This is a genomic window from Aestuariivirga sp. (assembly GCF_046294715.1).
Classification (GTDB): domain Bacteria; phylum Pseudomonadota; class Alphaproteobacteria; order Rhizobiales; family Aestuariivirgaceae; genus Aestuariivirga.
Map to the genome: position 1 here is coordinate 94716 of NZ_JBKBKI010000002.1, position 19659 is coordinate 114374.

General features: G+C 62.5%; 25 protein-coding genes. 16 read left to right on the forward strand and 9 right to left on the reverse strand.

Annotated features, from left to right (window positions below):
- Window positions 1-35 precede the first annotated feature (35 nt).
- The 4 genes from mnmE to hemE all read right to left on the reverse strand — a co-directional run bounded on the left by mnmE (window position 36) and on the right by hemE (window position 4244).
- Window positions 36-1364, reverse strand: coding sequence for a tRNA uridine-5-carboxymethylaminomethyl(34) synthesis GTPase MnmE (gene mnmE, locus ACK4HL_RS02185; RefSeq protein ID WP_409756300.1), 1329 nt, complete (start codon window positions 1362-1364; stop codon window positions 36-38).
- Window positions 1365-1401: 37 nt separating this feature from the next.
- Complete coding sequence (gene rho, locus ACK4HL_RS02190; RefSeq protein WP_409756554.1) at window positions 1402-2667, reverse strand: transcription termination factor Rho; 1266 nt, start codon at window positions 2665-2667, stop codon at window positions 1402-1404.
- A 142-nt stretch (window positions 2668-2809) separates the two neighbouring features.
- Window positions 2810-3247, reverse strand: coding sequence for a protoporphyrinogen oxidase HemJ (hemJ, locus tag ACK4HL_RS02195; RefSeq protein ID WP_409756555.1), 438 nt, complete (start codon window positions 3245-3247; stop codon window positions 2810-2812).
- Window positions 3240-4244, reverse strand: coding sequence for a uroporphyrinogen decarboxylase (gene hemE / locus ACK4HL_RS02200; RefSeq protein ID WP_409756302.1), 1005 nt, complete (start codon window positions 4242-4244; stop codon window positions 3240-3242). Before hemE ends, hemJ begins: the two co-directional genes overlap by 8 nt.
- A 357-nt stretch (window positions 4245-4601) precedes the next feature.
- Between hemE and ACK4HL_RS02205 the strand changes: the two genes are divergently transcribed.
- The 5 genes from ACK4HL_RS02205 to dnaQ are packed head-to-tail and all read left to right on the forward strand — an operon-like array spanning window position 4602 to window position 8153.
- On the forward strand, window positions 4602-5438 hold the full coding sequence (locus ACK4HL_RS02205; RefSeq protein WP_409756556.1) for a pyruvate, water dikinase regulatory protein: 837 nt from the start codon (window positions 4602-4604) through the stop codon (window positions 5436-5438).
- Window position 5439: 1 nt separating this feature from the next.
- The gene (locus ACK4HL_RS02210) at window positions 5440-6024 is read left to right on the forward strand and encodes a Maf family protein (protein ID WP_409756304.1); all 585 of its coding nucleotides are present in this window, start codon (window positions 5440-5442) and stop codon (window positions 6022-6024) included.
- Window positions 6021-6860: a shikimate dehydrogenase gene (locus ACK4HL_RS02215; RefSeq protein ID WP_409756306.1), complete on the forward strand. Its 840-nt coding sequence runs from the start codon at window positions 6021-6023 to the stop codon at window positions 6858-6860. The genes ACK4HL_RS02210 and ACK4HL_RS02215 overlap by 4 nt, the downstream gene beginning before the upstream one ends.
- The gene (gene coaE / locus ACK4HL_RS02220) at window positions 6857-7456 is read left to right on the forward strand and encodes a dephospho-CoA kinase (RefSeq protein ID WP_409756307.1); all 600 of its coding nucleotides are present in this window, start codon (window positions 6857-6859) and stop codon (window positions 7454-7456) included. The genes ACK4HL_RS02215 and coaE overlap by 4 nt, the downstream gene beginning before the upstream one ends.
- 4 nt (window positions 7457-7460) lie before the next feature.
- Window positions 7461-8153 carry a DNA polymerase III subunit epsilon gene (dnaQ, locus tag ACK4HL_RS02225; protein ID WP_409756557.1) on the forward strand — a complete coding sequence of 231 codons (693 nt, stop codon included), beginning with the start codon at window positions 7461-7463 and terminating at the stop codon, window positions 8151-8153.
- On the opposite strand, the gene secB is transcribed toward dnaQ, so the two are convergent.
- Window positions 8150-8674 (reverse strand): protein-export chaperone SecB, encoded by a 525-nt coding sequence (secB, locus tag ACK4HL_RS02230; protein WP_409756309.1) that lies wholly within the window; start codon window positions 8672-8674, stop codon window positions 8150-8152. The genes dnaQ and secB overlap by 4 nt on opposite strands.
- Window positions 8675-8751: 77 nt before the next feature.
- Window positions 8752-9213, reverse strand: a complete 462-nt coding sequence (locus ACK4HL_RS02235) for an FxsA family protein (protein WP_409756311.1) — start codon at window positions 9211-9213, stop codon at window positions 8752-8754.
- 119 nt (window positions 9214-9332) lie between these two features.
- Between ACK4HL_RS02235 and ACK4HL_RS02240 the strand changes: the two genes are divergently transcribed.
- From ACK4HL_RS02240 to ACK4HL_RS02255, 4 genes are all read left to right on the forward strand, one after another.
- Window positions 9333-10052, forward strand: coding sequence for a Tim44/TimA family putative adaptor protein (locus ACK4HL_RS02240; protein WP_409756313.1), 720 nt, complete (start codon window positions 9333-9335; stop codon window positions 10050-10052).
- A gap of 16 nt (window positions 10053-10068) precedes the next feature.
- On the forward strand, window positions 10069-11184 hold the full coding sequence (locus ACK4HL_RS02245; protein WP_409756315.1) for a murein transglycosylase A: 1116 nt from the start codon (window positions 10069-10071) through the stop codon (window positions 11182-11184).
- A gap of 131 nt (window positions 11185-11315) precedes the next feature.
- Window positions 11316-11756 (forward strand): Smr/MutS family protein, encoded by a 441-nt coding sequence (locus tag ACK4HL_RS02250; protein ID WP_409756317.1) that lies wholly within the window; start codon window positions 11316-11318, stop codon window positions 11754-11756.
- A complete protein-coding gene (locus tag ACK4HL_RS02255; RefSeq protein WP_409756319.1) occupies window positions 11753-12124 on the forward strand; it encodes a helix-turn-helix domain-containing protein in 372 nt (123 codons plus the stop codon). Before ACK4HL_RS02250 ends, ACK4HL_RS02255 begins: the two co-directional genes overlap by 4 nt.
- On the opposite strand, the gene hslU is transcribed toward ACK4HL_RS02255, so the two are convergent.
- Window positions 12114-13415, reverse strand: coding sequence for an ATP-dependent protease ATPase subunit HslU (hslU, locus tag ACK4HL_RS02260; RefSeq protein ID WP_409756321.1), 1302 nt, complete (start codon window positions 13413-13415; stop codon window positions 12114-12116). The two genes, ACK4HL_RS02255 and hslU, sit on opposite strands and share 11 nt — an antisense overlap.
- Before the next feature lie 21 nt (window positions 13416-13436).
- A complete protein-coding gene (gene hslV, locus ACK4HL_RS02265) occupies window positions 13437-13985 on the reverse strand; it encodes an ATP-dependent protease subunit HslV (RefSeq protein ID WP_409756323.1) in 549 nt (182 codons plus the stop codon).
- A 128-nt stretch (window positions 13986-14113) separates the two neighbouring features.
- Between hslV and hisB the strand changes: the two genes are divergently transcribed.
- The 7 genes from hisB to coaA are packed head-to-tail and all read left to right on the forward strand — an operon-like array spanning window position 14114 to window position 18592.
- Window positions 14114-14707, forward strand: a complete 594-nt coding sequence (gene hisB / locus ACK4HL_RS02270) for an imidazoleglycerol-phosphate dehydratase HisB (protein WP_409756558.1) — start codon at window positions 14114-14116, stop codon at window positions 14705-14707.
- The gene (locus ACK4HL_RS02275) at window positions 14707-15144 is read left to right on the forward strand and encodes a DUF2628 domain-containing protein (protein ID WP_409756325.1); all 438 of its coding nucleotides are present in this window, start codon (window positions 14707-14709) and stop codon (window positions 15142-15144) included. Before hisB ends, ACK4HL_RS02275 begins: the two co-directional genes overlap by 1 nt.
- A gap of 9 nt (window positions 15145-15153) precedes the next feature.
- Window positions 15154-15804 carry an imidazole glycerol phosphate synthase subunit HisH gene (gene hisH / locus ACK4HL_RS02280; RefSeq protein WP_409756327.1) on the forward strand — a complete coding sequence of 217 codons (651 nt, stop codon included), beginning with the start codon at window positions 15154-15156 and terminating at the stop codon, window positions 15802-15804.
- On the forward strand, window positions 15801-16532 hold the full coding sequence (hisA, locus tag ACK4HL_RS02285) for a 1-(5-phosphoribosyl)-5-[(5-phosphoribosylamino)methylideneamino]imidazole-4-carboxamide isomerase (protein WP_409756559.1): 732 nt from the start codon (window positions 15801-15803) through the stop codon (window positions 16530-16532). Before hisH ends, hisA begins: the two co-directional genes overlap by 4 nt.
- On the forward strand, window positions 16532-17293 hold the full coding sequence (hisF, locus tag ACK4HL_RS02290) for an imidazole glycerol phosphate synthase subunit HisF (RefSeq protein ID WP_409756329.1): 762 nt from the start codon (window positions 16532-16534) through the stop codon (window positions 17291-17293). The genes hisA and hisF overlap by 1 nt, the downstream gene beginning before the upstream one ends.
- A 12-nt stretch (window positions 17294-17305) precedes the next feature.
- A complete protein-coding gene (locus ACK4HL_RS02295; RefSeq protein WP_409756331.1) occupies window positions 17306-17638 on the forward strand; it encodes a phosphoribosyl-ATP diphosphatase in 333 nt (110 codons plus the stop codon).
- A 3-nt stretch (window positions 17639-17641) separates the two neighbouring features.
- Window positions 17642-18592 (forward strand): type I pantothenate kinase, encoded by a 951-nt coding sequence (gene coaA / locus ACK4HL_RS02300; RefSeq protein ID WP_409756333.1) that lies wholly within the window; start codon window positions 17642-17644, stop codon window positions 18590-18592.
- On the opposite strand, the gene ACK4HL_RS02305 is transcribed toward coaA, so the two are convergent.
- Window positions 18587-19582: an adenosine kinase gene (locus ACK4HL_RS02305; protein ID WP_409756335.1), complete on the reverse strand. Its 996-nt coding sequence runs from the start codon at window positions 19580-19582 to the stop codon at window positions 18587-18589. The two genes, coaA and ACK4HL_RS02305, sit on opposite strands and share 6 nt — an antisense overlap.
- Window positions 19583-19659 lie beyond the last annotated feature (77 nt).

The window sequence follows — 19659 nt, forward strand, 5'->3', positions numbered from 1 at the left end:
ATCAAAACGTCGCGCGTTTCACGTGAAACAACAATCTACTTGCCGATGCAGAACCGGTTAAAAATGGCGCCTAACCATTCCTCGACATCGACGCGGCCCGTGAGCCGTCCTATCTCATCCGTTGCGCGTCGAATTTCCTCTGCTTTCAACTCCAGATTGTCTCTCCCGCACCCCAGGGCTTCGTTAAGGAAGCGAATCGAGAGCCGGGCTGCACTCTTCTGCCGAGCGGATACCAGCAAAGCTGACTCCACGGAACCGAAACGTTCTTTCACGAGAGACGTGAGAGAGTCGAGGAATTTCTCAATGCCTTCGCCCGTGCGGGCAGACACGCGTTGATTTTGAGGAAAGGATCGGGGCGCACTCAAAGATACGTCGCATTTCGACTGGACCACGAAGTCTGGCGCGGGACTACCATCCACGAGCTCACTTCCCTCGACGTCTGACGACCACACCCAGACCACGACGTCCGCCTGCGACATCCGCACCCTCGAGCGGCGAATTCCTTCCGCCTCGACTGGATCGACCACATCGCTTCTCAAGCCGGCCGTGTCGGTCAGGATGACCGGCATCCCTCGCAAGTCCAGCATCACTTCTATCGAGTCGCGGGTCGTGCCGGGATGCTCCGACACAATCGCCGCTTCCCTCCCTGCAATCGCATTGAGAAGACTCGATTTTCCAGTGTTTGGCAGGCCAGCGAGCACCACCCGGGCTCCCTGCCTGACGATCTCTGTCGACCCGGATTTATCCAGCATGGACTTAACCTCCTGCAGGAGTTCCGCGATGTCTTGATCGATGACCGCGTGAGCCGCCTCCGATACCCCCGCCTCATCCGAGAAATCCAATGCCGCTTCGATGTTTGCGCGGATGGACAAGAGGCGTCCACGCCACGACTCGAACATGGCACTTGCCTCGCCTGACATCTGCTGGAAAGCTTGCCGTCTTTGACGAGCGGTGCGCGCCTCCAGGAGATCCGCAAGACCCTCGATCTCGACGAGATCCATCTTCCCGTTCAGAAAGGCGCGCCGCGTGAATTCGCCCGGCTCCGCCGGCCGCAACCCGTCGCGAGAGGCGAGTACCTCGAGCATCGCCGCGACCACGGCTCCACTGCCGTGCAGGTGAAACTCTGCGCAATCCTCACCAGTGAAAGACTGGGGGCCAGGCAACCAGACCACCACTGCCATGTCGAGAAGCTCGGATGTATGCGGATCGCGCAGCTGCCGGACAGCGAACCTCCGCGGCTCAGGCACGCCCCCCGCCAGGTCGCGCAGGACGTCCCCACAACGCGGGCCCGACAGGCGGACCACCGCCAGGGCGGACCGCCCCGCTCCCGACGAGAGTGCGAAAATCGTATCGCTCGTCGCCATCCGGCCTCTTGTCGACTGGACCGGCCTGTCAGACAGATCAGGCGTTCATCGAATCGAAGAAATCGCTGTTTGTCTTCGTCTGCCGCAGCTTGTCGAGCAGGAACTCGATCGCGTCCACGGTGCCCATCGGGTTCAGGATGCGGCGCAGCACGTAGGTCTTCTTCAGCTGGTCCGCCTTGGTCAGCAGCTCTTCCTTTCGCGTACCGGAACGCAGGATGTCGATAGCAGGGAAGACCCGCTTGTCCGCCACCTTGCGGTCCAGGATGATCTCCGAATTGCCCGTACCCTTGAATTCCTCGAAGATCACCTCGTCCATGCGGCTTCCGGTATCGATCAGCGCGGTCGCGATGATGGTGAGAGAGCCTCCCTCCTCGATGTTGCGGGCAGCACCGAAAAAGCGCTTGGGCCGCTGAAGGGCATTTGCGTCGACACCGCCGGTCAGAACCTTGCCAGAGGAGGGAACCACGGTGTTGTAGGCCCGCCCGAGCCGCGTGATGGAATCCAGCAGGATGACCACGTCACGGCCATGCTCGACAAGGCGCTTGGCTTTCTCGATGACCATCTCCGCAACCTGGACGTGGCGTGAGGCGGGTTCATCGAAAGTGGAGCTGATCACCTCACCTTTCACCGATCGCTGCATGTCGGTGACCTCCTCCGGCCGCTCGTCGATCAGCAGCACGATGAGATAGCATTCCGGGTGATTGGCGGTGATCGAATGGGCGATGTTCTGCAACAGAACCGTCTTGCCCGTGCGGGGCGGAGCCACGATCAGGCCGCGTTGCCCCTTTCCCAGCGGAGAAACGATGTCGATCACCCGGGAGGAATAATCCTTCTTCGTCGGATCCGCAGTTTCCATCTCCAGCCTCTCGTCTGGATAGAGCGGCGTGAGATTGTCGAAATGCACCTTGTGTCGGGTCTTTTCCGGATCCTCGAAATTGATCCGGTTGACCTTGACGAGGGCGAAATAGCGCTCCCCGTCCTTAGGGCTGCGAATCTGTCCCTCAACCGTATCGCCTGTCCTGAGAGTGAATTTCCGGATCTGGCTCGGGCTGATATAGATATCGTCAGGACCCGCGAGATAATTCGCATCAGGCGAGCGAAGAAAGCCAAACCCGTCCTGGAGCACCTCCACCACGCCCTCGCCGATGATCTCGACGTCCCGGATGGCAAGGTTCTTCAGGATCGCGAAGAGGAGCTCCTGCTTCCGGAGTGCACTGGCGTTTTCGACCTCCAGCTCCTCCGCCAGCGAGACGAGCTCCGCCGGCGTCTTCAACTTTAGATCCTGAAGCTTGATTTCTTTCAGCTCGGCAATAGCGGTCATTATCTTTTCACAAAAGGGGAGTTCCGGCCATGGGGCGGGAACGAGTGGGCGGGAACGCATCAAGCCGTAGCGATGCGAAGAACCCACAATATAGCCGTTCGCGACGGTTGCGCCAACAACAAACTCAGAATGGCTTCAAAACCACCAACACGACGATTGCAATCAGGAGAAGTGTCGGAATCTCGTTGATGATGCGGAAATAACGGCCGGAGGCCGTCTCCTTATCATCTCCGAAACGGGCGGAATGCCGCTCCAGCGCGCCGTGATAACCAAGCATGCCCAATACGAGAGCGAGTTTCAGCCACAGCCAGGCCGGCACCGGGCTATGCCAGGATCCGAGCCAGATCAGACCCAGGCCTGAGACAACGGCAACAAGCCCTGCAGGCCGCATGATCGCCTTCAGCAGGCGCCGCTCCATGATCTTGAACGTCCCGACGACCTGCGGCACACCCGAATTCTCCGCGTGGTAAACGAAAAGCCGCGGCAAGTAGAAGAGCCCCGCCATCCAGGCGATCACGGCGAGGATGTGAACCGCCTTCAACCAAAGGTAAGTGTCAGCCATCGAACCGCCGGACCGCATCAACCACGGCACCCACGATCGCCGGATCGGTGCCGAGCCTGATGCCGTGGCCGAGATTGAAGATATGCCGCCGCCGGTCAACGGACGCGCAAATCCGCCCGACCTCCCGCCTCACGGTTTCCTCGCCCGCAAGGAGGGCCACGGGATCGAGATTGCCCTGAACCACCACATGCTTCGGAAGTTCTGCCAAGTCCTGTTCCGTCTCGACCCCAATGGCATCGGCGCCCGGCAGTTCTGCCGCCCGGCACTGCTTGGACCCAATCCCGCGGGCGAAAACGATGACCGGCAACTCCGGAAACCGCTTTTTGACCCCTGAGACGATCGCTCCCACCGGCCCAAGGACGAAGTCCTCCAGTTCGGTGCCCACCAGATCGCCCGCCCAGGAATCGAAAATCTGCACGGCCTGCACTCCTGCCTCCGCCTGAGCACAAAGGTAATCGACCGATTCGTCGACGAGCCTATGAATCAACTGCACGAACCATTGCTGGCGCTGATAGGCTGCAATCCTGGCCGTCACCCGGTCCGAACTGCCGCCCGCGATCATGTAGCTCGCCACAGTCCAGGGTGCCCCACAAAAGCCGATAAGAGCGCGGCCCTCGGCAAGCCGAGTACGCGTCAAGGCCACAGTCCCGCAGACCTGCTTCACTTCTTGCGATCCCGCAACCGGTCTCAGCCGCGATAGGTCCGCGGCACTCCTGACCGTCTCCAGAACGGGCCCTTCCCCCTCCGCAAACCGCAAGGAAAGCCCCATCGCATGAGGCACCACCAGAATGTCGGCGAACAAGATCGCGGCATCAAGGTCATAGCGCCGGAGAGGCTGCAGGGTTACCTCCGCAGCAAGCTCCGGATTGTAGCAGAGATCAAGGAAAGAGCCGGCCTTTTCCCTCACGGCGCGGTATTCCGGCAGGTACCGGCCAGCCTGACGCATGAACCAGACGGGCCGACGCTCAGCCGGCCTTCGCATCAGAACGTCGAGCAATGCGCTCCGCGATGACGGCGCTTCACTCCTAAAATCTATCATTCTATCTCTTCTTGTAGTTTTTTCTTGTGGCTGGGAAAGCGGGATACAGCCCAATCCCATGATCGTCCACAGCCAAGTAGTCCTACCCCGGCAGCGGGGCCCCTGCCGGAAGTTAAGAATTGATTAAGACGTATTAACAGACCGTTAACGCAGTCGTACCTTGGATCGCAGCCTGGGGAAGGCACCACCCGTTCTCCACAGCGCGGCAGTGTCGGTTGCCGAATGGTCCAAGCTGTGGAATACCCGCAGGACAAAACGGAGAGAGCCGGATGGCGGGCACCGGATATCGCCCCCGTCCACAACTCATCAACAGCCATGCCCCAGTCCGGTTCGCAGCGCTATTTCCACCTTCACCTTGTCTCCGACGCGACGGGCGAAACGCTCAACACGGTGGCCAAGGCGGCAGCTGCGCAATACGCCGATTTCCGACCCATTGCTCATATCTACGCGCTGGTTCGTACTCCATCGCAGCTGAACCGAGCCCTTCGCGAAATCGAGGAGCAGCCTGGGATCGTGCTTTTTACACTCATCAATCCCGACATTCGCCGGCATCTCGAGCAGCAATGCGAGGCCATGGGCGTTCCGTGCCTCTCGATCCTCGATCCCATCATTTCCATGCTGTCGCAATATCTCAATGCAACGTCGCGGCCACAAGTGGGCGGCCAGCATGCGCTCAACTCCGATTACTTCCGGCGGATCGACGCGCTGAACTTCACCATGGCCCATGACGATGGACAAAACATCGAAGACCTCGAAAAGGCGGATGTCATCATTCTGGGAGTCAGCCGGACCTCGAAGACACCCACCTCGATCTATCTCGCTCAACGTGGCATTCGCACCGCCAACATCCCCATCGTTCCTGGAATTCCCACTCCTCGGAAGCTTCTCGATATGCGCGGACCGCTGATCGTCGGTCTGATCGCCAGCGCGGAGAGAATTGCCCAGATCCGGCGCCACCGCCTGCTGTCGCTGAAGGAAAGCCGCTCAACCGACTATGTCGACCCGCGCCTTATCACCGACGAATTGATGCTGATGAAGAACCTCTGCTCCAGCAACGACTGGCCCATGATCGACGTGACGCGGCGTTCCGTCGAGGAGACCGCGGCGACCATTCTCAACATGCTTTCCGAGACTAGGCGGATGGAGGCCTGAAGTGATCGTACTAGCCTCCACGAGTCCGACGAGACAGGTCGTTCTCCGCAATGCGGGCGTCGACTTTGTGGTGACAGCGCCCCACGTCGACGAAGGGAAACTCGTAGCCGCTCATCCCGCCTGGTCGCCCGTCGAAACTGCGCTCCAGCTCGCGACGGCGAAGGCATTGGACGTTTCGATGCGTCGGCCTGAGGCCTTGATCGTCGGCGCCGACCAGGTGCTGGCGCTGGGAGCGAAGGCATATGCGAAGCCGCGAGACCGTGAAGACTGCCGCCGGCAACTCCGCGAACTGCGGGGGCGGACACATGCCCTCATTTCGGCCGTCGTGTGTGCCCGCGCCGGTCGCGTCGAATGGCATCACACGGACAGCGCGCGCCTGCGAATGAGAAACTTCACGGACGAATTCCTTGAAGATTACCTTCACCGTAAGGAATCCGATTGCACGGGCTCCGTCGGTGGATACAAGATCGAGGGCCCCGGGCTTCAGCTATTCGACAGCGTGGATGGAGATCACTTCACCATCATGGGCCTTCCCCTTCTGCCGCTTCTCGCCCATTTGAGAGAGGTGGGAGAGATCGCCTCATGATCAGGGCCTGCGTCATCGGCTGGCCGATTGCGCATTCGCGTTCTCCGCTCATTCACGGCTATTGGCTGAATCAACACGGCATAGAGGGACGCTATGAACGCCGGCCCGTGGCACCGCAGGATCTGGCGCAGTTTCTCCGCACGCTCGCTGAGCATGGTTTCGCCGGTTGCAACGTGACGCTTCCTCACAAGGAGACGGCCTGCCGGCTCGTCGCTCCTGCCGACGCAACGACAGAGCGTCTTGGCGCGGTCAACACCGTCTATCTCCGCGAGGGAAAGACATGGGGCACGAACACGGATGGCGAGGGCTTCATCAACAGCCTGCGGCAATCGGTACCCGGCATTCGTCTGGAAAATGCCCGCGCCGTTGTGCTCGGCGCTGGCGGGGCTTCTCTTGCCGTTGTCAACGCGATCATTGAGCAGGGAGCGGCGGAGGTTGCCGTCGTCAACCGCACGCTCGAGAAGGCAGAGCAGCTGAGGAGGCGCTTTGGCGCAAGGGTGAGGCCCGTCGCGTGGGACGATGCGGCGAGCCAGCTCGGAGAATGTCGCCTCCTCGTCAACACCACCTCCCTGGGGATGAAGGGCCACGACCCTCTGAACCTCGACCTCGCAAAGCTGGACGAGAGGGCGGTGGTGACGGATATCGTCTATACGCCATTGCGCACGGCATTGCTCGAAGAAGCAGCTCGGCGCGGCCATGTGGTGGTGGAGGGGCTTGGAATGCTGTTGCATCAGGCGGTGCGCGGCTTCTCCCTCTGGTTCGGCGTCATGCCCAAGGTGACCCCCGAGCTTCACGACCTCGTCGCGCGCGACATCGATCCGGATTTCAGGCGATGATCGTTGCCGGCCTCACAGGATCGATCGCCATGGGCAAGAGCGAGACGGCCAGGATGTTCGCGGCCCGGGGCATTCCCGTCTTCGACAGCGACACCGCCGTGCACGAACTCTATGCCAAGGGTGGAGAGGCCGTTCCCGCCATTGCAGCCCTTGTTCCCTCCGCCGTGACAAACGGAAGCGTGGACCGGCACAAGCTTGCAGCACGGGTGATGGAGCAACCGGAGCTCCTCGAGCGGATCGAAGCTTCCGTCCATCCTCTGGTGAGGTTGAGGCAGAAGGTCTTTCTTGAGGCTGCAGAGGCCTCCGGGTCGCCGATTGCGGTTCTCGATATTCCCCTGTTGTTCGAGACGGGGCGGGAGAAGGAGGTCGACGTGGTGATCGTCGTTTCGGCGAAAGCGGAACTGCAGCGCCAGCGCGCGCTGTCCCGGCCGGGGATGACGGCGGAAAAGCTGAGTTTCATTCTCTCAAGGCAGTTGCCGGATGCAGAGAAGCGTTCGCGCGCCGATTATGTCGTCGACACGTCGGTCAGCCTCGCTGATACTGCCCGCGAGGTGGATAGGGTGATCGACGATCTCAAGGCAAGGTCGGGGGGCTGAATTGATCCGCGAAATCATTCTCGACACGGAAACGACCGGTCTCGACCCGGCAACGGGTGATCGGATCGTCGAAATCGGTGCCGTGGAGCTGATCAATCACCTTCCCACGGGCCGCAGCTTCCATGTCTATATCAACCCCGAGCGCGACATGCCGAAGGAGGCAGAGGCGGTGCATGGCCTTTCGGCCACCTTCCTGAGCGACAAGCCGGTCTTTGCCGCCATAGCGCAGGAATTCCTCGACTTCATAGCGGATGCCACCCTCATCATCCACAATGCCAGCTTCGACATCGCGTTTCTCAATGCCGAGCTCGGCTTCCTCAGGCTCCCGGCGATTCCGCCGGAGCGGGTGGTCGACACGCTGCACATTGCACGCCAAAGACACCCGGGTGCCGCGAACAGCCTCGACGCACTGTGCCGGCGCTATGGCATAGACAACAGCAAGCGCACAAAGCACGGTGCGCTGCTCGACTCAGAACTGCTGGCAGAAGTCTATCTCGAACTGATCGGCGGCCGCCAGACGGCGCTGGTGCTCGAGACTTCGATCACCAAACAGACCACGAGGATGGTTGCGGCCCAGATCAGCCTCACCCGGCCGCAGCCACTACCCTCCCGCCTGACGCCAGAAGAACGCCAGGCCCACGCCGCCTTCATTGCGAGCCTGGGTGAACACGCCTTGTGGACCCAAAGGCGAAGTTAGGCCTGTCCGGCCGTCTGCTGCTGCAGCCGGCGCTGGTACATGGCTGCGAAGTCGATCGGGTCGAGCATCAAGGCCGGAAAACCGCCATTGCGTGTCGCCTCCGCCAGGATCTGCCGGGCGAAGGGAAACAGCAGGCGCGGGCACTCGATCAGCACGGCCGGGTGCAGGAGCTGCTGCGGAAAATTCTCGAGACGAAAGCTCCCTGCATAGACGAGCTCGGCCGCGAACATCACCTTATCCTGGGAAGTGGCCTTGGCTTCAAGGTGAAGTTCCACCTCGTACTCCGTCGCGCCAAGGGTGCGGGCGTTCACATTGACCGCGATGTTGATGTCGGGCTGAGACTGCTGCGGCGCCAGCGTCTGGGGGGCGTTGGGGCTCTCGAAGCTCAGGTCCTTCAGATACTGGCCAAGCACCCGGACCGAGGGCTGGACCTGTGGCTTCTGCGCGGTCTCGTCCGAAGCGGCGGGAGCAGATGCTGCGGATCCGTTTTCGTTGGACTCGGACTTGGGGGTCTTGGACATATTGAAGCCTCGTTGAAGGAAGGGCTGTTCGCTAACATGCGCACCCCCGCGCCGCAAGGCGGGAGGCTGGGCAGCGATCAAGGGTCACGCCCGGGTGGAGGCTGGGGGGTCTCGGGATCGATGGTGACATCCACCACCTCCCCTTCGATCATGGTTTCAAAACGCCGCGCGGGTGCAGATCCCGCTGCCGGGGGCTTCATCGCCAGTCTGGCCCGGAACCAGCGGCGAACCGGCGGCAACAGCAGGAGAACAGCCAGCACATCGCTGAAGAAACCCGGGATCAGGAGAAGCAGGCCGGACAGCACGCGTGCCACCGTCTCGCCGGCGAGGCCCTCCTGCAGCGATGCCCCCTGCACGGGAGAACGCAGCGTGTCTGCGAGCGAGGTTCCCGCGCTCTTGATCAGACCGATGCCCGCAACCCCGCCCGCCAGCAGCAGGAGAAGCGTCACCGCCACTCCCAGACCATCCCCGACCCAGATGATCGACGCAATTTCCGCCGCGATCCCTGCGAGAATCAGAAACGGAAGGTATCTGGTCATGATCGGTCCGTTGTCCTTTGGCCTTGGACCTCGCGGCCCCCTTCTATATATAGGTTGCCTATCCGCCGTGCCAATTTGCGGGAAAGCGGGCGCGCGGAAGCTGCCGATTGGATGATGGAATGAACATCGACCCCCTCAATATCCTGCTCCTCGCCGTGGCGCTCGTTGTGTTCTGGCGGCTGAGATCCGTGCTGGGGACCCGGACCGGCATGGAAAAGCCGCCGATCGAGCCCTTCGAGACGAAGCGCAATGAAGCGCCGAAGGGGCAGGATGCGAACGGGACGGTCGTCCGTTTCCCGCAAAACGGCCAGACTACCTCACCCGCGGAAGCCACTGCGCAGGAGCCGGAGGAACCTGTCTGGAGCGGCTATGCCGCACCGGGCACGGAACTTGCCGGAACCCTTGCCAAGCTGGCGGAAAGCGATCCCTCCTTCACGCCCCGCTCTTTCGTCGAGGGAGCCAAGATGGCCTATGAGATGATCGTGGAAAGCTTCGCCAAGGGTGACAAGCCCACCCTCAAGAACCTCCTGTCACGTGAGGTGTTCGAAGGTTTCTCGCGCGCCATCGACGAGCGCGAGGCGCAGGGCCGGAAGGTTGAATCCCGCTTTGTCGGCATCGGCAAAGCAACCATCCAATCGGCGAGCCTGGTGGGGAAGAGGGCGAACATCACCATGGAATTCGTGAGTGAACTCATCAGCGCCACCTATGACGCTTCGGGGGAGGTCATCGAAGGCGACCCGAAGCACATCCAGGAGGTCACGGATGTCTGGACATTCGAGCGCGACGTGACCTCCCGCAATCCGAACTGGAAACTGGTGGCGACACAGGCTCCCAGCTGACCGGAGGTTCCCCTCCATGGGTCAGGCCAACGCGGTCTCCGCCGTTCTGAGGAGCGTCGCCTTCGCAGATCTGCCCGGCTGGACAGTTCATGACCACGAAGGGGCATCCCATGCCCTGCGCCGGTCCTGCCGGGAAATCCTCGAGACCGGCATCGGCTTTTCGCGTCCGGTGCGCTTCGGCGGGACCCGGTCCTCCTGGCTCGATGTCTGCCGGGAGGCAATGGATGCGCGGAACTGGGCAGATTTCTTCGAGAACCGGTTCCGGGCCTTTCGGGTAGTCGATGAGGAGAAGCCGGAGGGCCTGTTCACCGGCTATTTCGAGCCCGTCGTCCAGGGCAGCAGAAGACCGGGCGGCGCATTTCGCGTTCCCCTCTATCGCCGGCCGCCGGACCTTGTGCAATTCACGGAAGAAGAACGGCTGCGGTCCGGCCTCGCCTTCGGGAGGCGGATCGGGGGAAAGCCCATCCCGTATCATTCCCGCCGCGAGATCGAAGAGGGCGTACTCGAGGCTCAGGATCTCGAATTCATATGGCTGAAGGACTGGGCTGAGGCTTTCTTCATTCACGTCCAGGGTTCGGGCCGGGTCGAGCTCGATGATGGCACGACCTTGCGGCTGGCCTATGAGGCGAAATCGGGTCTTCCATACACGAGTATCGGGTCGCTTCTCGTCGGTCGCGGCATCCTGGGTGCAGAGAGCGTGTCGCTGCAAACGATCCGCTCCTGGATGGCGGAGCACCCTCGGGAAGCGCGGGAGCTGATGTGGGAGAATCAATCCTTCGTGTTCTTTCGCGAGGCGAAGTTCGATGACCCTGAACTCGGCTCTTATGGGGCTCAGCACGTGCAGCTGACACCACGCCGGAGCCTCGCTGTCGACCGGTCACTCTGGATGTTCGGAACGCCCGTCTGGCTGGACACCGCAGCTCCGGCGGTCCAAGCAGACGGCATGACACCATTCCGCCAGTTGCTCATCGCCCAGGATACAGGGAGCGCCATCAGGGGAGCAGCCCGCGGTGACGTCTACTGGGGCTTCGGCGAAGAGGCTGCAGAGATCGCGGGGCCGATGAAAAGCCCCGGCACCATGACGGTTCTCCTGCCCGTTCCGGTGGCGGAGGAGCTGGGGCTTCCTTCATGAGCCGAAAGCCGCCTGATTATGAACTCTGGCTGGAGACCGCCAAGACAGTCAAACCGCTCCGGCAGCGTTCATCGCGCAGCCTCCCGGCTCAGGCGCATGGCCACCAGCCAGCACCGAAGAGGACCGTGACCATGCCGTCCGCACCCCATGTCCACGTGCCTTCGCCGCTTCACAGGGCACCACCCCAGATCACTGGGCTAGACCGGCGCACGACGCAGCGTCTCACCCGCGGTCAGGTAGAGATCGAGCGCCGGCTCGACCTTCACGGCACCGGCATCGAGATGGCGCGGGTGAACTTGCTGCGCTTCCTCCGCCAGGCGCAAGACGAGGGCGCAAGGACCGTTCTCGTCATCACAGGCAAAGGGGACTCACCCTTTTCCCGCCACACGCTTCATGGCGCGGGGCATTTCCACGCACCGGAGCGGGCCGGCCGCTTGCGCCGGCTGGTGACGGACTGGTTCCATGAGCCGGAGTTCAGGAGCCTCGTCGCCGGTTTCCAGCCGGCCCATCCGAAACATGGGGGCGGGGGAGCCTATTACGTGCGGGTGCGGCGCCAGAGGGATGGCAGGTGACGCCCTTCGGCGACAGGATGCGCAAGCTTCGCGCCGAGCGCGGCGTGACGCTGAAGGAGATGGCCGATGCGATCGGCGTGTCATCGGCCTACCTCTCGGCGCTGGAGCATGGCAAGCGCGGGCGCCCCGGCTGGCACCTGATCCAGCGCATCCTCGCATATTTCAACATCATTTGGGACGATGCGGAAGAGGTGGTCCGGCTTGCCCGCATTTCGCATCCGCGCATCGCCATCGACACCTCCGGCCTTGCGCCCAAGGCCACAGAGCTTGCCAACCGCCTTGCCGACGACATCGGAAAGCTCGACCAGGCGACGCTTGAGGAACTCCTCGCGGTGCTCGACAGGAGGCGACCGAGGATCAGAGGATGAATTTCGACAGATCGGCGTTGCGGGCCAGCGCGCCGACATGCTTCTCGACGTATGCCTTGTCGACTGTCACCGTCTCGCCCGACCGGTCGGGAGCAAGATAGCTCACCTCGTCCAGCAGCCGTTCCAGCACCGTTTGCAGGCGGCGTGCCCCGATGTTTTCGACACTTGCATTGGTATCGGCGGCGATCTGGGCGATGGCGGCCACGCCGTCCTCGGTGAAATCGAGCGTGACGCCCTCCGTGGCGAGCAGCGCGCGATACTGCTTGATGAGGCTCGCTTCCGGTTCGGTGAGGATCCGCTGCAGGTCTTCGCGGTTCAAAGCCTGGAGTTCGACACGGATCGGGAGGCGGCCTTGCAGTTCCGGAAGGAGGTCTGAAGGCTTGGCGACGTGGAAGGCGCCCGAAGCGATGAAAAGAATGTGGTCGGTCTTCACTGGCCCGTGCTTGGTCGAGACCGTGGTGCCCTCGATCAGCGGCAGCAGGTCCCGCTGCACGCCCTCGCGGCTCACATCCGCGCCTTGGCGCTCGGAACGCGCGCAGATCTTGTCGATCTCGTCCAGGAAGACAATGCCGTTGTCCTCCACCGCCTCGATCGCCTCCTGGACGATCTGGTCCTGATCGAGAAGCTTGTCGGATTCCTCGGCCAGGAGAACGTCGTGGCTCGCCCGGACCGTCATCCGCCGCGCCTTGGTGCGCCCGCCGAAGGCCTTGCCGAGCATGTCGGACAGGTTGATGACGCTGGCAGAACCGCCCGGCATGCCGGGAATCTCGAAATTGCCTGTACCGGTATCGGCCACCTGGACCTCGATTTCCTTGTCGTCGAGTTCTCCCGCCCGCAGTTTCCGGCGGAAGGCCTCGCGCGTAGTCTCAGACGCGTTGGTCCCCACGAGCGCCTCGACAACCCGATGTTCAGCGTTGAGCTGTGCCTGTGCCTCGACATCCTTGCGCCGGGCAGCCTTGGTCATGGCGATGCCGGCCTCGAGGAGATCGCGCACGATCTGGTCCACGTCGCGGCCGACATAGCCCACTTCCGTGAACTTCGTGGCTTCGACCTTGAGGAAGGGCGCATTGGCGAGCCTCGCGAGGCGACGGGCAATTTCCGTCTTGCCGACCCCGGTCGGGCCGATCATCAGGATGTTCTTCGGCATCACCTCGTCACGCAGAGGAGTTTCGAGCTGCTTGCGCCGCCACCGGTTGCGGAGCGCGATTGCCACGGCCCGTTTCGCCTCCGTTTGCCCGACGATATGGCGGTCGAGTTCCGAGACGATCTCGCGCGGGGAAAAATCGGTCATGATGTCCTTCGATTGCGGCGCTCAGGCCGTGGCCAGTGTTTCAACCGTGAGATTGCTGTTGGTGTAGACGCAGATTTCGGCGGCAATGGCCATGGCCTTGCGGGCCAGGGCCTCGGCGTCGAGTTCGCTGTCGGCCAATGCGCGCGCGGCGGCCAGCGCATAGTTCCCGCCCGAACCGATCGCGATGATCCCCTTTTCCGGCTCCAGCACGTCTCCTGTGCCGGTGAGCACCAGCGTCACCGACCTGTCGGCCACGATCATCATGGCCTCGAGCCGGCGCAAATATCGGTCGGTCCGCCAATCCTTGGCCATTTCGACGCAGGCACGGGTCAGCTGGCTCGGATATTGCTCAAGTTTCGACTCGAGACGTTCAAACAGCGTCATTGCATCGGCCGTTGCCCCGGCGAAGCCGCCGATCACCTGGCCGCTGCCGAGCGGCCTCACCTTCCGGGCATTGCCCTTGATGATGGTCTGGCCGAGACTGACCTGGCCGTCACCCGCGATCACCACCTTGCCGCCCTTGCGGACCGAAAGGATGGTGGTCCCGTGCCACGTCGACGGTTCTGCCATGAAGTCACGTCCTTTCCTGTCAATCGGCTTCATGTAGGCTGCCGCCACGCCAAAGAAAAGGCAGTCTTGGCCAATTCCTGTTGCATCTGCTAAGAGGCCCAGCATTCACCTGCGGGATGCCCAAAGCCATGCGCAAGGCCTCGATTGAACGAAAGACCACAGAGACGCGGATCTCCGCCATCGTCGACCTCGATGGCACCGGTTCTTATGACGTAAGGACCGGGGTAGGCTTTCTGGATCACATGCTGGAGCAGCTCTCCCGCCATTCCCTCATTGATCTTACCCTCAAGGCCGAGGGTGACCTCCACATCGATTTTCATCACACGGTGGAAGATTCGGGCATCGCGATCGGCCAGGCCATTGCAAAGGCGCTGGGCGAGCGCAAAGGCATCCGCCGCTATGCCAGCCATCACCTCCCCATGGATGGTACGCTGACCCGCGCGGCAATCGACGTATCCGGCCGGCCCTACCTGGTGTGGAAGGTGGGGTTCACCGCGCCCAGGATCGGTGACTTCGACACGGAACTTGTACGGGAGTGGTTCCAGGCTTTCGCGATGCATGCCGGTGTGACGCTCCACCTCGAGACGCTCTATGCCGACAACAACCACCATGTCGCGGAATCCTGCTTCAAGGCGCTTGCCCGCGCGATGCGGGAGGCCGTGGAGATCGACCCGCGCCAAAAGGACAGGATTCCCTCCACCAAGGGTTTGCTGGCAGGCTGATGGCCCTCTTCGACGTATTCGAGCCGCCCGACGGCAAGCTGGAAAGGGTCAAGTTCCTGCCGGAGGGCTTTTCCATTGGCGCTTTCATCTTCACCGTTCTCTGGGCGCTGTGGCAGCGCATGTGGGTTGTGGCCGCCCTCCTCTTCGCTGGCTCTGCTGCCCTTACCGTGCCCGTGAGCCTGGGTCTGCTCCAGCCAGCCCTCGGCACGCTACTCCAGTTCACGATGGCGCTGATTTTCGGTTTCGAGGCCCGGCGCCTTCAGGCCTTGTCCCTGGAAAAGGCGGGGTTCCGCCATTCCGGCCTGATCGAGGCGAGTCGGCTCGAGGCGGCGGAGCTCGCCTACTTTGCGAAGCGCGTACCCTCCAGCCCTGCGGCTCCGGAGGCGCGTTTCCGAGGGGCGCCGGAAGACACGCTCGGCATCTTCGGCAATGTCTGAGGAGGCCCGGTGAGCGTCGCCATCATCGATTATGGGTCGGGTAATCTCCACTCGGCGGCCAAGGCCCTCGAGCGTGCCGCCCGGGACAGCGGTGTGCGAACGAGCGTTCTCGTCACCTCGGACCCGGAAAGACTCAGGCGTGCCGAGCGGATCGTGCTGCCCGGCGTCGGAGCCTTCAGGGATTGCCGCAATGGCCTCCTGGCCGTGCCGGGCCTCTGGGACACGCTCGAGGACGAGGTGATCCGCAGTGGAAAGCCCTTTCTCGGCATCTGCGTGGGCATGCAGCTCATGGCATCGCGAGGCCTCGAGCACCAAGCCACCGACGGTTTCGGCTGGATTCCGGGCGACGTGAAGCCGATCGCCCCATCCGATCCCTCGTTCAAGATCCCGCACATGGGCTGGAACACGCTGACCCTGGAGCGGCCGCATGCCATCCTCGACGGCATGCCGCTGGGCGAAGGGGGGCTTCACGCCTATTTCGTCCATTCCTATCACCTCCAGGCCCGCGAGCCGGGCGACGTGGTGGCGACCACCGAGCACGGCACGACGGTGACGGCCGTCGTCGGCCGGGACAATCTGGCAGGAACCCAGTTCCATCCCGAAAAGAGCCAGACGCTGGGTCTCGCCCTGCTTGCCAATTTCCTGAGATGGCGCCCATGATCCTGTTTCCTGCCATCGACCTGAAGGACGGCCAGTGCGTTCGCCTGAAGCTGGGCGACATGGCGGAGGCGACCGTCTTCAACGACGATCCAGCCGATCAGGCGAGAATCTTCGCAGGACATGGCTTCGATTGGCTGCATCTCGTCGACCTCGATGGCGCCTTTGCGGGAAGGCCCGTGAATGCGGCAGCGGTCGAGTCCATTCTCGCCGCGGTGAAACTGCCCGTTCAGCTCGGCGGCGGTATCCGCAGCCTCAGCCAGATTGAAAGCTGGCTGTCGAAGGGCATACGACGCGTGATACTCGGCACCGCCGCCTTGCGTGATCCCGCTTTGGTGAAAGACGCCTGCCGGCGCTTTCCGGGGCGCATCGCGGTCGGTATCGACGCCAAGGGAGGGCGTGTCGCGGTCCAGGGCTGGGCGGAAACCTCCAACCTGACGGCTATCGATCTTGCGAGCCGTTTCGCTGATGTAGGCGTAGCGGCCATCATTTTCACTGATATTGATCGGGACGGTATCCTGAAAGGATTGAACATTGACTCGACACTCGAGTTGGCCCGGGCCGTTCCCATCCCGGTGATTGCCAGTGGCGGGCTTGCATCGATGGACGATATCCGCCGGCTCGTGGAACCCGATTGCCGCGTGCTGGAAGGGGCCATATCAGGCCGGGCCCTTTATGACGGTCGCATCGACGTGCCGGAAGCGCTCCGCCTCTTCCGCGAGGCCAAGTGATGCTGAAGGCGCGCCTCATCCCCTGCCTCGATGTCAAGGACGGCCGAGTGGTCAAGGGCGTGAATTTCGTCGACCTGCGCGATGCGGGAGACCCGGTCGAGATTGCCAAGGCCTATGACGCGGCCGGGGCCGACGAGCTCTGCTTCCTTGACATCACGGCGACCCATGAGAACCGCGGCATCATCCTCGACGTGGTTCAGCGCACCGCGGAAGCCTGTTTCATGCCGCTCACCGTGGGCGGCGGCGTGCGGAGCCTCGAGGACATTCGCACGCTGCTGCTGGCAGGCGCCGACAAGGTATCGGTCAATTCCGCGGCAGTGGCCGACCGCGACTTCGTGCGGCGGGCGGCGGAAAAGTTCGGAGCCCAGTGCGTCGTCGTCGCCATCGACGCGAAGCGGGTTTCACCCGGCAGTTGGGAGATCTTCACCCATGGCGGTCGCAGGCCTACGGGGATCGATGCCGTGGCCTATGCCCGCGAGGTGGTGGCGCTCGGCGCTGGTGAGCTGCTCCTGACCTCCATGGACCGCGACGGCACAGGCGCGGGTTTCGACGTTGAACTCACCCGCTCGGTCGCCGATGCCGTCAGCGTCCCGGTAATTGCCTCCGGGGGCGTCGGCACTCTCGATCATCTTGTGCAAGGCATACGCGAAGGTCATGCCGCCGCGGTTCTTGCCGCCTCGATCTTCCATTTCGGCACCTTTTCGATTGCCGAGGCCAAACGTCACCTTTCGGCCAATGGCATCCCCATGCGCCTGTGCTAGGGAAGGATGGTCATGACCGATCACAGGCTCGACATACTCGCAGCGCTTGCCGGGGAAATTGCCCAGCGCAGGGCGGCATCGCCCGAAACGTCCTATACGGCGAAGCTCCTGTCTCAAGGTGTCGAGAAATGCGCCAAGAAGCTCGGCGAGGAGGCGGTCGAGACCGCTCTCGCGGCGGTCTCGCGCGATAAGGCGCATCTTGCCGCCGAATCCGCCGACCTCCTCTATCACCTGCTCGTGCTGCTGGAGGCGGCAGATGTGCAGCTATCGGACGTGATGGCCGAGATTGCCCGCCGCCAGGGCGTGAGCGGCATCGCTGAAAAGGCCTCGAGAGGCGGGGACTGAGCGATGGAAGAGCTCGTCAAGGAAGTCTCCCCCTTTCGCCGTTTCTCGCGCGAGGAATGGGCTGCACTGCGCGCCGATACGCCGATGACGCTGATCCAGAAGGATCTCGACGAGCTCCGTGGCCTCAACGACCGTATTGATCTTGCCGAGGTCGAGACCATCTATCTTCCCCTGTCACGGCTCCTGAACCTCTATGTGGCGGCTACTCAGGGCTTGTTTCGCGCCACCAATAACTTTCTCCATCTCACCGAGCGCAAGGTGCCGTATGTGATCGGCATGGCCGGAAGCGTCGCCGTCGGCAAGAGCACCACCGCCCGAATCCTGCAGCGCCTGCTCGCCCGCTGGCCGAAGCACCCCAAGGTCGACCTCGTGACGACGGACGGCTTTCTCCTGCCCAACGCCATCCTCGAGCGCGAAGGGCTGATGACGCGGAAGGGCTTTCCCGAGAGCTACGATCTCCCGGCCATCCTTCGCTTCCTCTCCGACATCAAGGCGGGAAAGCGCAACGTCACAGCGCCGCTCTACTCGCACCTTACCTATGACGTCCTGGCGGACGAGCGGGTGGTGGTGGACCAACCCGACATTCTCATCGTCGAGGGCGTCAACGTCCTCCAGACGGGCCGGCCGCCTCGGGACGGCCGCGGCATTCCGAACACATCCGATTTTTTCGATTTCTCGATCTACATCGATGCCGATACCGGCGACCTCAAGACCTGGTACATCGAGCGCTTCCTGACGCTGCGCGACGGTGCCTTTCGCAATCCGAAATCCTATTTTCACCGTTATTCCACGCTCACCGACAAGGAAGCGCACGAGACGGCCTCGCGGATCTGGGATACCATAAACCTTGTGAATCTTCGCGAAAACATCCTGCCGACCAGGCCCCGTGCCGATCTCGTCCTGCGCAAGGGCGCGGATCACTTCATTCGAAGCGTTTTCCTGCGGAAGCTATAACAGCCCCATGGCTTGTGCGTGTTCCCGAAGGTTGATTTCGGGCCGCGCCCCGATGTGGGATATCACCTCCGCTGCCGCCAGTGAGCCGAGCCTCGCGGCTTCCACCAGTGGCTTGCCACGGGTATAGCCGACCAGGAAACCCGAGGCGAAGAGATCGCCCGCACCGGTGACGTCGGCCACCCTGTTCACCGGAAAGGCAGGGCTTTCGCGCAGTTCCTCGCCGTTCACCACGACACAGCCCTTCTCCGATCGCGTCACCACCGCGATCGGGCAGTCTTGAGAAATCGCCCGCACCGCCGCACCGAAATCCCGTGTCTCGTAGAGGGCCGTGATCTCCGCCTCGTTGGCGAAGACGATGTCGATGTCGTTGCGGATCAGCTCGAGGAAGCTGTCCCTATGGCGTTCGACGCAGAACGAATCGGAGAGGGTGATCGACGTCTTGCGCCCAGCGGCGCGCGCAATCTGCGCCGCAAGCTTGAAGGCCTCCTTGGCCTCGGGCCTGTCCCACAGATAACCTTCCATGTAGGTGACCTCGGCGGCTTCGACCGTTTTCCTGTCCACGTCCCTGGTCGTGAAGTTCACGCATGCGCCCAGATAGGTATTCATCGTGCGCTCGCTGTCGGGCGTCACCAGGATGAAGGAGCGCGCCGTGGCGGGCCCGTCCTCGGCAGACGGAGTGTCGAAAGCGACGCCTTGCGCCCGCATGTCGTGCCGGAAGATGGCGCCGAGCTGGTCGGCTTTCACCTTGCCGAAATAGGCGGCCCGGCCACCGAGCGAAGCGACGCCTGCGGCCGTGTTGCCGGCCGATCCTCCGGAAATCTCGATCGCCTGCCCCATTGCGGAATAAAGCGCTTCGGCGCGTGCCTCGTCGATGAGGTTCATCGAGCCCTTCACCAGGCCTTGTCCGGTCACGAAATCCTCATCCACCCTCGCGATGACATCGACGATTGCATTTCCAAGACAAAGGACGTCGAAGCGGGAATTCGTCATGAAGGTCTCCAGCGAACTGATCCGCTTGCCCTAGCGAAGGCGGCTTGCGCTGGCAAGTCGGGGTGATTACTTGAAGG